The sequence below is a fragment of the Streptomyces sp. LZ34 genome (genome assembly GCF_053890475.1).
Genome location: NZ_CM132680.1, coordinates 7150110 through 7161439 on the forward strand (window position 1 = coordinate 7150110; position 11330 = coordinate 7161439).

An 11330-nucleotide genomic window follows, 5' to 3' on the forward strand; every position below is an offset into this window, starting at 1 on the left:
TCCGCCCGAAACATCGGGTACGTCGGGGCGGCACCCTCTCCCAGGGTGCCGCCCCGACGGCGTTTCACCGCGCGGTCATCACGGCTGTGCGGCCTCCAGGGCAGCCCGCAGGTGGCCGTCCGACTCGCTCAGCAGCCGGGCGGCGGTGGAGGCGTCCACCCCGCCGAGGAGGGCCAGGATGGCGTGCTTCGTCTCGCCTTCGCTGGCGGCCAGCGCGGCCTCGATCTGCGGATCGGGGGCGCCGGTGGCGAGGGAGACGATACGGCGCGAGCGCGCGCGCAGCTTCTCGTTCGAGGCGCGCACATCGACCATCAGGTTTCCGTAGGTCTTGCCCAGCCGGATCATGGTGATGGTCGAGACCATGTTGAGCACGAGCTTCTGGGCCGTGCCCGCCTTCAGCCGGGTGGAGCCGGTGAGCAGCTCCGGCCCGACCACGACCTCGATGCCGTGCTCGGCGGCCGCCGCGAGCGCCGAGCCCGCGTTGCAGGACAGTCCGACGGTGAGCGCGCCGAGCCGACGGGCGTGCTCGACCGCGCCGACCGCGTACGGGGTGCGGCCGGAGGCGGAGATGCCGACGACGCTGTCGTCCGCTCCGACGCCCAGTGCGTCGAGGTCGGCGGCGGCCAGCTCCTTGCTGTCCTCGGCGCCCTCGATGGAGGTCACCATGGCGGCGGGCCCGCCCGCGATCAGCCCGACGACCTGGTCCGGGGCGGTGTTGAAGGTGGGCGGGCACTCGCTGGCGTCGAGCACGCCGAGCCGCCCGGCGGTGCCCGCGCCCGCGTAGATCAGCCGGCCGCCGCGGGCCATGCGCACGGCGATGCCGTCGATGGCGGCGGCGATCCGCGGGAGCTGGGTGGCGACGGCCGCGGGCACGGCCGCGTCCTCGCCGTTCATGATGCGGGCGATCTCGATGGTCTCCAGCCGGTCGATCTCGGCGAGTTCGGGGCGGAACGCCTCGGTGGTGAGCGTGTCCAGCTGGGCGCGCAGCTGTTCCTGGTCAGCGGCGGAAGTCATGGCGAAGCGGCTCTTTCCGGTACGGGGGTGGTGGCGGGGCCCCGCCGAAACGGGGGTCCCGCCGATACGGGGGGTGTCCCGACTCGGTCAGCGCTCGGTCAGCGGGGGCCGGGCCGGGGGTCATGCCGGTGGGCGAGAGCTTCGTACGAGGCCGACAGCGCGGGCGCGGCCGCCTCGTACGTACGCTGTGCCACACCTATGAAGAGGCAATCCACGACGAGAAGTTGACTGGTGCGGCTGGACATCGCCGCCGGGCGCAGCTCGCTCTCGCGGGCGGTGGACGTGGTGAGCACGAAATCCGCGTACTGCGCGACCTCGCCGTCGGGGCGGCCGGTGATCGCGACGGTGGTGGCTCCGCGCTCGAAGGCGACCCGCAGGGGCTCGATGACGTCGGTGGTGCGCCCCGAATGGGTGATCGCGATGGCGACGTCGCCGGAGTGCAGCTGCACGGCGTTGGTGACCGCGAGGTGCGGGTCGCCGTGTGCGTGGGCTATCAGGCCGATCCGCAGCAGCTTCTGGACCAGGTCCTGGGCGACCAGGCTGGAGGCGCCGACGCCGTAGACGTCGATCCGGCGGGCGGTGGCGAGGGCGGTGACGGCCGCCTCGAGCTGGCTGGTGTCCAGCCCGGCGGCGGTGTCGGCCAGACACTGCTGCTCTTCCTGGGCGAGCTTGGTGACGACGTCGGCGATCGGATCGTCGACGGCGATGTCGGCCGTGACGGCCGGGGCGCGGCCGGCCGCCTGCTGCGCGGCGAGCGCGGCGAGCGCGAGGCGCAGATCGCGGTAGCCGGGGTAGCCGAGCAGGCGCGAGGTGCGGACCACGGTGGCCTCGCTGGTGCCGGTGAGCTCGGCGAGCCCGGTGACGGTGAGCGCGGCACAGCCGGCCGGATCCCCCGCCACGGCCTCGGCGACGCGCTGCATGGAGCGGGTCATGGAGGGCGCGAGGGTACGGACCTTGGCCGCGAGGGCGGCGGGGGCGGGTGGAGTGGCTTCGGGCACGATGAAAGTTTCCTTCAGCTTGCTACTCACCACTGAAAGATATTTTCGGCGATCGGGGGCCGTCAAGGGGACGTCCCGGGGCTCTGCCCCGCCGCCCTTCGCGCGTACCGACGGGCGCCGGTTGTGCTCAAAGGTGACAATGGGTCTCATGAAGCTCGAACAGGCACTGCATGCGGCACGGGCGCTGGTGCTCGCCGATCTCGCGGCGGGCGAAGTGGCCCAGGCGGACATCGTCTCGCTCGTCGAGGACTCCATCGCGCACCGCAGATGGTGGGTCGAGCAGTGGCCGGAGGGCGCCGCGTACGTGGCCGGGCTGGTGGCCCAGGACGTACAGGACGCCCTGCTCGAGCGGTACGGCCGCTGGCCGCTGTGCCCGGTGTGCACGGAGGGCGGCGATCTCCACGCGCTGGACGTGGAGCCGGAGTTGGGGCCGGATCCGCACTGGGTGTGCGGCAAGACGGCGGTGGCGGTGGCGCGGGTGGGGGCGCTCGGGACCGTGTGACCGCCCACGCTTCGTACGCTCCGAGGGCGGCCGGTCCCCTCAGGCCCCGAACCGGCGCCGGTACGCCGACGGGGTGAGGCCGATTTCGCGGCGCATGAGCGCGCGTAGATTGGCGGCGGTGCCGAGCCCGCTGTGCCGTGCGACCACCTCGAAACGGGACTCGCCCCGCTCGATCAGCCGGCACGCCAGGGTGAGCCGCTCCCCCGTGAGCCACGCCAGCGGTGTCGTGCCCAACTGCGTCCGGAAGCGCCGGTGCAGCGTCGCCGGGCTGACCGCCGCGCGCGCCGCGAGGTCGGACACGGTGAGCGGGACGTCCAGCCGTTCCTGGGCCCAGGCCAGGACGGGCGCCAGGGACTCGTCCGGGAGGTCGGGCACCGGGCGTTCGATGAACTGCCGCTGCCCTCCTTCCCGGTGCGCCGCGAAGACCAGCCGTCGGCTCACCGAGTTGGCCACTTCCGCGCCGTGGTCGCGGCGGACGATGTGCAGCCCGAGATCGAGCGCGGCGGCGCTCCCGGCGGCGGTGAGGATGTCGCCGTCGTCCACGAACAACACATCCTCTTCGAGCTGGACGGATGGGAAACGGGCCCGGAAGGAGTCCGCCCACTGCCAGTGCGCGGTGGCCCGGCGCCCGTCGAGGACCCCGGCTTCGGCGAGCGTGAAGGCGCCGCTGCAGAAGCCCACCAGTCGCGCCCCGCCCCGGTGCGCCCGCCGCACCGCAGCCAGCACGGCGGGTCGGCGCGCCACCTCGACATCGGGCCGATTGGGGACGATCAGGGTGTCCGCCGTGTCGGCCGCGTCCAGCTCGGCGACCCCCGTGAGCGTGAAGAAGCCATCTCGCATCAGCGTGTGGGGCTCGGGCGAACACAGCCGGAAGCTGTAGAGATCGCGGCCGATCTCGGGCCTGCGCAGACCGAAGATCTCGGTCGCGCAGCCGAGCTCGAAGGGGTTGGAATTCTCGTCGACGATCACGACGACCCGGTGCGGACCCGCCTCTCGAACTTCCTGCGAGGATCCTTGCGCCATATGCGATTCCTAGCGCTCACCGCTCTTGTGCGCAACCGGCGAGGATTCCTCTCGTGAACAATGAACCCATCGCCCTCGGCAAGGCCCTCGCCTCCTTCGACGCGCTGTGGAGCCCCCGCATCGTCACCCGCGTCAACGACTACGACGTGCGCGTCGCCAAGGTCGAGGGCGAGCACATCTGGCACGTCCACGACGACACCGACGAATTCTTCCTGGTGCTGGACGGGGAGCTGCATATCTCCCTGCGAGAGGCCGCCGGGGAACGCACGGTCCGGCTTCCCCGGGGCGCGGTCTTCACCGTCCCCCGTGGCACGGAACACAAGCCGTACGCCCCGGCCGGCGCCGCGATCCTCCTCTTCGAGCCCGCCGGGACACCGACGGTCGGCGACCGCCACGACGAGATCCCCGACCATGTCGACGCGACGACGGGGCACGCGCTCGAGGTCTGAGGTATCCGGACGGCCGTGTCGATGCCGTGGGTGACTGTCGCCCCGTTTGCTAGCACTGCTAGATATTCGAGCGTCGAACATCTAGCATAAATTTGGGGCCCTGGGAGGGCACATGCAGGACGTACTGGCTGTTGTCACGGTCGTGGTGGTCGGGCTGATGGTGGGTGTGGAGCTGGCGGTGGCGGCGTTCGTCAACCCGATCCTCGACCGGCTCCCGGAGGACGGCGGTCTGGCGGCCCGGAGCGACGGCGCCCGGGTGCTCGGCCGGGTCATGCCGTTCTGGTACATCGGCTCGATGGTGCTCGGGGCGGTGTGGGCCGTTCAGTCATGGGGCGGAGCGCAGGCCTCGCTGGTCCTCACGGCCACCGTGCTGCTCGTGGCGAGCGTGGTGATGTCGATCGTGCTGCTGGTGCCCATCAACTCGCGGGTCGCCCAGTGGACGGACGGCGACATCCCGGCGGACTGGCGGGAGCAGCTCGGCCGGTGGGACCGTTTTCACTTCGTCCGCGTGGCCGTCATCATCAGCGCGTTCGTCCTGATGGTGGTCGCCCTCGTATGACGGCGGCCCGCCGTCCCCCTGCGGTCCGGACGTGGCCCGAGCGGACCGCTCACCCCGTCTGTCGAAGGCCGTCGCGCCGGTCAATGCCGTCGCGACGGCCTTCGCTGTGCGGCTCCTCTCCCAGGGCCTCCGAACCGACGACCACCCGGGACGCGCCCCGCGCGTGCGGCAGCCGCGCGGCGGCCGCCGTCGTCCCGACGGCGGCCGCCGCGAGCGCCGCGCCCGTCCAAGCCACGGCCGGGTAGCCCCAGCCCGCGTCGATGACGAGCCCGCCGAGCCAAGGGCCGAGTGTGTTGCCGATGTTGAAGGCGGAGGTCGTGGTCGCGCCCGCGAGGGTCGGGGCGGCGTTCGCGACGTTGAACATCCGGGCGTTGAGCGCGGGCGCGGTGAAGAAGGCGGTCACGCCGAGCAGCAGCGCCAAGCTCACGGCCACGACGGCGTGGTGCGCGGTCAGCGCCAAGGCGGTCAGCACGACGGTGGAGGCCGTGATGCCGCCGTACAGCGTGCCGAAGGGGTGGGCGTCCGCGATCCGCCCGCCGATCGCCGTCCCCACCAGGGCCCCGACGCCGAACAGCGCCAGCACCGTCGGCACCCAGCTCTCGTCCAGCCCGGCCACGTCCGTCAGCAGCGGCGCGAGATACGAGAACAGGCAGAAGACGGCGCCGCCGCTGAGCGCGGTCATGGCCAGCGCAAGCCACACCTGCCGGTCGCGGTAGATGGACAGTTCGGTACGGAGCCTCGGCCGGTCCTGCCCGGTCGGCACCTCCGTACGCGGTACGAACCCGACCACGCCCACCAGCCCGAGCGCCGACAGCGCCGCCACCGCCCAGAAGGCCGCCCGCCACCCGGCGTGCTGCCCCAGGAGGGCCCCCGCGGGCACCCCCGCGACGTTCGCGATGCTCAACCCGCCGAGCATCACCGCCATCGCCCGCGCCCGCGCGTTCACCGGCACCAGCGACACGGCCACCGCCGCCCCCACCGCCCAGAACCCCGCACACGCGAGCGCGCTGACCACCCGGGACGCGAACAGCACCCCGTACGAAGGCGCCACCGCCCCCGCGACCTGCCCAAGACCGAACGCCGTCAGCAGCGCGATCAGCGTCGTCCGGCGCGGCAGCCGCAGCGTGGCGGCGGCGAGCAGCGGCGCACCGACCACCATCCCGATCGCGAAGGCGGAGATCAGCAGCCCGGCGGTCGGGATCGAGACATCCATGTCGCGGGCGATGGGTTGCAACAGCCCGGAGAGCATGAACTCCGAGGTGCCGAGGGCGAAGACGGACAGGCCGAGGATGTAGACGGCGACGGGCATGCGGACACGAGCGCGGTCAGTGGGGGCCATGCCATGGGCCAACCACGGCTCGGATCTTGGTATTCCGCGTCCGACTCCGCGCGCGTCAGTTCGGCTCCGGCTGTCGGAGGAGGGTGTTTGACTCTTCGTATGGATCCGAAGACGACTCTGGCAGCGCTGCGTGACTTCTGCGCGGAACATCTCGGCGCCGATCTCGCCGACCGCGTGGTCAGCCTGGCCCGGCCCGGTTTCTCGCTCACCGAGGCCGCCCCTGGCCAGGCCGCCGGACACAGCCGCTTCGGCGGCAGGGCCATGCTGGAGCCCGGCACCCCCTGGCCGGTGTGCGAGGACATCCCGCTCAGCCTGATCGCCGTCCTCGACACCGACGCCCTGGCCCCCTGGCTCGGCGACCTCCTCCCACCCGGCACCGGTCTGCTCAACTTCTTCCACCTCGACGCGGAATCCGAGCAGGGCGACCCCGCCGCCTGGGAGGTGGCGCGGGGCTACGGCCCGGAGGACCCGGAGGTGGGGAGGGTCATCGCGGCCCGTTCCGCCCTCGCCGTCGAAACCGAGCCGCCCGCCCGATCCAGCGTTTTCGCCCCCGTCCCGTGGGCGGCGGAGCCCGGGTTCGCCCTCCCCGACTCCTTCGATACCGCCTGGGACACACTCGACCTGGGGTACGAGGGGAGCGACTATGAAGCCGTGGAGGCGTTCAAGTACGCGATACGCACCGAGTGCTTTCCCCCGGGCATGCTGTTCTGCGAGGACATGGCCTTCGGCCGGCCCGTCTTCCCCACGGGAAGCTCGTCGGTGATGTTGAACGGCGACGACTCGAACCGTTACCACCACCTGCTTCAGTTCTCCGGCCGGCACGAGTGGCACCTCGACGGGGACGGCGGCTGGATGCACTGGTCGATCCCCACCGAGGCACTGCGCGCCGGTGACTTCACCCAGGCGATACCGACCCCGGACATCTGGTGATTCGCTACGCCGCCGGGCGGTAGGTGGTGACGGTCCCGCCGTGGCTGAAGGTGAGCGTCTCCACGGGCGCGAACGGGCGGGGCCGGAACCCTCCGGCGAAGGCGGGCACGCCGCCGCCGGCGACGACCGGGTACCGCTTCAGCACCAGCTCGTCGATCTCGGGCAGAAGGTGCCCGGCCAGCACACCCCCGCCGCACAGCCAGATGTCGCCGCCGCCGTCCTCGGACTTGAGTCGCCGTACGAGGCCGATCGGGTCATCGGGGACCAGTTCGACGGCCGGGTCGGCGATCTCGGGGATGGAGCGGGAGACCACGTACTGGCGCAGATGCGCGTACGGGCTGGTCACGCCGGCGTCCAGACCGGGCTGGTAGGTGCCGCGCCCCATGACCACGGTGTCGAAGCGCTTGTTGGGCACTCCCTCGAGACCGATGTGCGGTCGGATGTGGGTGGGCATGGTTTCGGGGAGCTCCGCGCGCAGGTACTCCACCATGTCCGGCGCCTCCGGATAGAAGTCGAACTCCCCGCCTGGGCCCGCGATGAAGCTGTCGATGGAGACCGCGACGTAGTACACAAGCTTTCGCATCTGGAACCTCGCCCCCCGGAGAAACTCCGGATGTAGTACTTTGTTTGGAGTGGTTAGACCGTAGTACTACAAGTGAAGTGGTGTCAACGACGAAATGGTGCGACGCAATCCAGAGAGAAGGGCGGCGCTGCTCGACGCCGCGATCGAGGTGCTGGCCCGCGAGGGCGCGCGAGGGCTGACCTTCCGCGCCGTCGACCAGCAAGCGGCCGTGCCCGCGGGCACGGCCTCCAACTACTTCGCCAACCGCGACGACATGCTCACCCAGGCCGGTGAGCGCGTGTACGAACGGCTGGACCCTGGCGAGGCGGAGCTCGCCTCCGGCCTCGAAGGCCCCCGCGACCGCGCCCGGGTCACCGAGCTGATGCACGGCTTGGTGGACAGGGTGGCCGCGTTCCCCACAGGTTTCCTGGCCATGCTGGAGCTGCGCCTGGAGGCCACCCGCCGACCGGAGTTGCGTGAGGTCCTGACTCGCCGCATCCGTACCGACGTCGACTTCAACATCAGCTATCACTTGAAGTCCGGCCTGCCCGGGGACGGGACCACGGTGGTCCTGCTGTACCTGGCGCTCAACTGGCTGATCCTCGAGCGGCTCACCCTCCCCGATCTCTTCTCGGAGGAGCACCGCCGCGACCTGGTCACCGCCCTGGTCGAGCGCCTCCTGGCCGGCGGGCCGGGCAGTCAGTGACTTTGTGGTGAGTATGAGACACCGACACGCCGTGGCGTCGGCGTGTCGCCGTCCCAAACTCACCACAACTCAGGTGCCGGACGGGCCCAGACAGCAGCCGTGCGAGGAGCCGGAGCCCCTCGCACGGCCGTTTACGGGTCGTTAGATCCCGAAGGGCGCCGCGTAGCGGACGGTGCCGCTCGGCAGCGGGTGGGCCTCGTCCAGGGTGAGGGCCATCATGGCCTCATCCGGGACGTCGAGGGTCACGCCGATGCCGTGGGTGGAGGCGCGGGTGAAACCGAAGCGCGGGTAGTACGCCGGGTGTCCGAGGACGGTGACGTAGTACTCGCCCAGGCCCCTGGCCGCGGCGAGCGCGGCACGGATGGCCACGGACCCGGCGCCGGTCTTCTGGTGCTCGGGGAGCACGGAGACCGGGGCCAGGCACAGGGCCGGGGTGTCGCCGATGTGGCAGCGCGTCAGCAGCGCGTGGCCGACGGGCCGGCCGTCCTCGTCGGTGCTGACGACGGACAGGCCCTCGATCCACGACACGTCGGCGCGCAGGGCGTCGATGAGATCGGCCTCGTACGGGGTGTCGAAGGCGGCGAGGACGATGTCGCGGATGGCCGGGATGTCGGCCTGCGTCTCGGCGCGGGTGATCCACTGGTTGTGGGTACGCATGATGGGATGAAGATCCGTTTCATGGTGAGGTTCGTGCAGGAGTGCCTCGCGAGCTCACGCTCCCAGCGAGGCGAGGTTGCTTGGATCAGGCCGTCGCCCGGGACGTGAGGACGGTCCGGGCGCTGCGCGGCGCAGTGGCCTTCGGCGCGGCCATCAACTCACCCTCCCCGTCATCCTCAACCTTGATCGACACGAACCACCGGAGCGTACCAAATGCCTTGAGCCGAGGTCACCTTGAGCGGTGTCGGGCGGCTCACGGCCTCCGTGCCGTCAGGGACTCGGCCGCGCTCGCCGATTGAGCAGCACCGCCACGGCCCGGGCGGCGGGCGGGGTGGCCGACCACACCGTCGCGATGACGACGGCGGCCCCGAGCGCCGCGCCGGCCAGCACATCGTGCGGATAGTGCACGCCCGCCGCCACGCGCGCCACCGCCACCACCGCCCCCAGCGGCAACGCGACGGCCGCCAGGCGCGGGCGCACCATGGCCAGGCCGACGGCGAGCCCGGCCGCGAGGGTGGCGTGGTTGCTCGGGAACGACCAGTCGCCCGCCACCGGGCAGTCGGCCAACACCTCGGCCCCACGAACCGCCCGACACGGCCGCTCCTCGTCCACCACCAGCTTCAGCGCCTCGCTGACCGCGTACGCGACGACGGTCCCGACACCGATCAGGACCACCCCGGCGACGTCACGGGCACTGCGCCGCCGCACGGCCGCCCACCCCGCCCACGCCAGGAGCAACCCGAGGACGACCAAGAGCCCGTCGGCGACGAGGTCCACCAACGCCCCCACCCACGACGGCGCATTGCCCACCGCCCCGTTCACCGCCCGGTACACCGCCACCGAGGCGCCGCCGGTCACCTCCACCGGCCCGGCCTTCCCCAGCCCGCCCGGGTAGAGCAGCGCGAGAGCCCCCGCTCCCGCGCCCAGTGCCACCAGCGAACCGAGTACCCGACGGCGGGCGCCGTGCGGAGTTTTGGATTCCATGCCGCCCGACGCTAGAGACGGTGGTCGACGGACACCCGACCCGAAAGACACCCCCGCCCCCTGACGATCGTCAGGGTTGGCGTGTGATGTCAGGTCTCGTCGTTGTACGCGAGCAGCCGCCCGCCCCTGCTCTCGGCCACACGCAACGCGTCGCTCAGCGCCTCGGTCAGCCGGTGGGCCAGGAAGCGGAGTTCGCGGCTGCTCGCCTTGTTGTCGGCAAGCAGTGCGGCGGCGTGGCCGAGCAGTTGGCTGCCCATGCCGAGTTGCAGTGCCTCGATCTCGTCTGCCCTGCGGCTCAGTCGGCTGTTGCCGTCATCGGTCGACAGGTAGCACGGCTTGCCGTCCGGGCCGGACCATGGCAGGAGACGCAGACCTCTCATGGCTTCACCTCTTCTCGTCCCGGCGCCCGCATAGGCATAGGCACCGTGTGTAGTCAGTTGGTCACCCGGGAAACGCGGTTTCCAATAGAATGAGGTGGCTTGACCGGCGGTGCGCAAGTCGGCGACCTGCCGCGATGCGCGCTGCGATCACATGGCGAGAGGTCACGGCAGTGGACGAGACGACCCCATCCGCACACTTGAATCCCCTCCAGCGCTTCGGACGTGACGTCAAACAGGTCCGTCTCGCCCGCAAGCTCACGCAGAAGAACCTGGGCAGGGCCACCGGCTACTCGGAGGCGTACGTCAGCAGGGTGGAGGCCGGGAAGATGCTGCCCAGGCCGAGTGAGAAGTTCGCGAAGGGGTGCGATATTGCCTTCGGCACGGGGGAGTTGTTCGCGGGCATGCTGCGGAGGATCGACGAGGGCGACCACCCGTCGTGGTTCGTGCCCTATCTCAACCTGGAGCGGAAGGCGTCGCGTGTACTGGACTACTCGACGAACCTCGTGAGCGGCATTCTCCAGACGGAGGAGTACGCACGGGCCATCTTCCGCGCGTACTTCGCACGGGAAGAAGACGAGGTGATCGAGGGCAAGGTCGCGGCCCGACTGCGGCGGCGTGAGGTGTTCGAACTGGATGCTCCGCCGTTCTGGTGGGTCATCCTGAATGAGGCGTGCCTGCGAACGGTCGTAGGCGGTGCTGAGGTCATGACCGGACAGCTTGAGTACATGCTGGCGGCAGCCGCGTCACCGCACATCAGGCTCCAGGTCTTGCCGTTTTCGGCAGGCATTCCGGCCGCACACGCGAAGCCCTTCACTGTGTTGCGCTTCACGGACTCTCCCGCGGTGCTTTACACCGAGACCAGGGTAGGAGGCCGGATGCACGACTCCGCTCAGACAGTCGCCGCCGCCCTGGATGACTACGACTTGCTCAGGGCGCACGCGCTGTCCCCGGACCGATCATTGACTCTGATCAAGACTCTGGCGAAGGAGTTCCGCGCATGACGAGTGCCGACTTGGACATCACTGGCGGCGAGTGGGTCAGGTCTTCGTACAGCGACGCCAGCGGTGGCCAGTGCGTCGAGTTCTCCCGCACCTTCACCCAGACCCACAGCGCCGTCCCGGTCCGTGACTCCAAGGCCCCCCACGGCCCGGCGCTGATTTTCTCGGCAGAGGGCTGGTCGTCGTTCGTCTCTGCCCTCATACGCGGAGAGTTCCCCGACGCCTGACC

15 protein-coding genes are annotated in these 11330 nt (G+C 70.8%); 7 read left to right on the plus strand and 8 right to left on the minus strand.

Annotated elements, in window-relative coordinates; genetic code table 11:
* Positions 1–78: 78 nt before the first annotated feature.
* Both murQ and ACWY4P_RS29580 read right to left on the minus strand, forming a co-directional pair.
* The gene (gene murQ / locus ACWY4P_RS29575) at positions 79–1014 is read right to left on the minus strand and encodes an N-acetylmuramic acid 6-phosphate etherase (RefSeq protein ID WP_456203420.1); all 936 of its coding nucleotides are present in this window, start codon (positions 1012–1014) and stop codon (positions 79–81) included.
* Positions 1015–1112: 98 nt separating this feature from the next.
* Positions 1113–2042, minus strand: coding sequence for a MurR/RpiR family transcriptional regulator (locus ACWY4P_RS29580; RefSeq protein ID WP_456203422.1), 930 nt, complete (start codon positions 2040–2042; stop codon positions 1113–1115).
* A gap of 109 nt (positions 2043–2151) precedes the next feature.
* Here ACWY4P_RS29580 and ACWY4P_RS29585 point away from each other — a divergent pair, with 109 nt between their 5' ends.
* On the plus strand, positions 2152–2514 hold the full coding sequence (locus ACWY4P_RS29585; protein ID WP_456203424.1) for a hypothetical protein: 363 nt from the start codon (positions 2152–2154) through the stop codon (positions 2512–2514).
* Between the two features lie 39 nt (positions 2515–2553).
* Here the strand turns inward: ACWY4P_RS29585 and ACWY4P_RS29590 are convergent, their stop codons facing one another.
* On the minus strand, positions 2554–3537 hold the full coding sequence (locus ACWY4P_RS29590; RefSeq protein WP_456203426.1) for a GlxA family transcriptional regulator: 984 nt from the start codon (positions 3535–3537) through the stop codon (positions 2554–2556).
* A gap of 53 nt (positions 3538–3590) precedes the next feature.
* Here ACWY4P_RS29590 and ACWY4P_RS29595 point away from each other — a divergent pair, with 53 nt between their 5' ends.
* Together ACWY4P_RS29595 and ACWY4P_RS29600 are read left to right on the plus strand one after the other, a co-directional pair.
* Entirely contained in the window at positions 3591–3986 is a 396-nt protein-coding gene (locus ACWY4P_RS29595) for a cupin domain-containing protein (protein ID WP_456203428.1), read from the plus strand.
* 112 nt (positions 3987–4098) lie between these two features.
* Positions 4099–4545, plus strand: a complete 447-nt coding sequence (locus ACWY4P_RS29600) for an anthrone oxygenase family protein (RefSeq protein WP_456203430.1) — start codon at positions 4099–4101, stop codon at positions 4543–4545.
* A gap of 49 nt (positions 4546–4594) precedes the next feature.
* Here ACWY4P_RS29600 and ACWY4P_RS29605 read toward each other — a convergent pair whose 3' ends face one another.
* Positions 4595–5854 carry a Cmx/CmrA family chloramphenicol efflux MFS transporter gene (locus tag ACWY4P_RS29605; protein ID WP_456213100.1) on the minus strand — a complete coding sequence of 420 codons (1260 nt, stop codon included), beginning with the start codon at positions 5852–5854 and terminating at the stop codon, positions 4595–4597.
* A gap of 129 nt (positions 5855–5983) precedes the next feature.
* On the opposite strand from ACWY4P_RS29605, the gene ACWY4P_RS29610 reads away from it, so the two are divergent.
* On the plus strand, positions 5984–6814 hold the full coding sequence (locus ACWY4P_RS29610; protein ID WP_456203432.1) for a DUF1963 domain-containing protein: 831 nt from the start codon (positions 5984–5986) through the stop codon (positions 6812–6814).
* Between the two features lie 4 nt (positions 6815–6818).
* On the opposite strand, the gene ACWY4P_RS29615 is transcribed toward ACWY4P_RS29610, so the two are convergent.
* Positions 6819–7397 carry a dihydrofolate reductase family protein gene (locus ACWY4P_RS29615; RefSeq protein WP_456203434.1) on the minus strand — a complete coding sequence of 193 codons (579 nt, stop codon included), beginning with the start codon at positions 7395–7397 and terminating at the stop codon, positions 6819–6821.
* Between the two features lie 94 nt (positions 7398–7491).
* Between ACWY4P_RS29615 and ACWY4P_RS29620 the strand changes: the two genes are divergently transcribed.
* Entirely contained in the window at positions 7492–8082 is a 591-nt protein-coding gene (locus ACWY4P_RS29620) for a TetR/AcrR family transcriptional regulator (RefSeq protein ID WP_456203436.1), read from the plus strand.
* A gap of 141 nt (positions 8083–8223) precedes the next feature.
* Here the strand turns inward: ACWY4P_RS29620 and ACWY4P_RS29625 are convergent, their stop codons facing one another.
* The 3 genes from ACWY4P_RS29625 to ACWY4P_RS29635 form a co-directional block, all read right to left on the minus strand.
* Positions 8224–8739 (minus strand): GNAT family N-acetyltransferase, encoded by a 516-nt coding sequence (locus tag ACWY4P_RS29625; protein ID WP_456203437.1) that lies wholly within the window; start codon positions 8737–8739, stop codon positions 8224–8226.
* Positions 8740–9009: 270 nt separating this feature from the next.
* Positions 9010–9723, minus strand: coding sequence for a phosphatase PAP2 family protein (locus ACWY4P_RS29630; protein WP_456203439.1), 714 nt, complete (start codon positions 9721–9723; stop codon positions 9010–9012).
* An 89-nt stretch (positions 9724–9812) separates the two neighbouring features.
* Positions 9813–10103 (minus strand): hypothetical protein, encoded by a 291-nt coding sequence (locus tag ACWY4P_RS29635; RefSeq protein WP_456203441.1) that lies wholly within the window; start codon positions 10101–10103, stop codon positions 9813–9815.
* Between the two features lie 170 nt (positions 10104–10273).
* On the opposite strand from ACWY4P_RS29635, the gene ACWY4P_RS29640 reads away from it, so the two are divergent.
* Together ACWY4P_RS29640 and ACWY4P_RS29645 are read left to right on the plus strand one after the other, a co-directional pair.
* Positions 10274–11104 (plus strand): helix-turn-helix domain-containing protein, encoded by an 831-nt coding sequence (locus ACWY4P_RS29640; protein WP_456203443.1) that lies wholly within the window; start codon positions 10274–10276, stop codon positions 11102–11104.
* Complete coding sequence (locus ACWY4P_RS29645; protein WP_456203445.1) at positions 11101–11328, plus strand: DUF397 domain-containing protein; 228 nt, start codon at positions 11101–11103, stop codon at positions 11326–11328. The genes ACWY4P_RS29640 and ACWY4P_RS29645 overlap by 4 nt, the downstream gene beginning before the upstream one ends.
* Positions 11329–11330 lie beyond the last annotated feature (2 nt).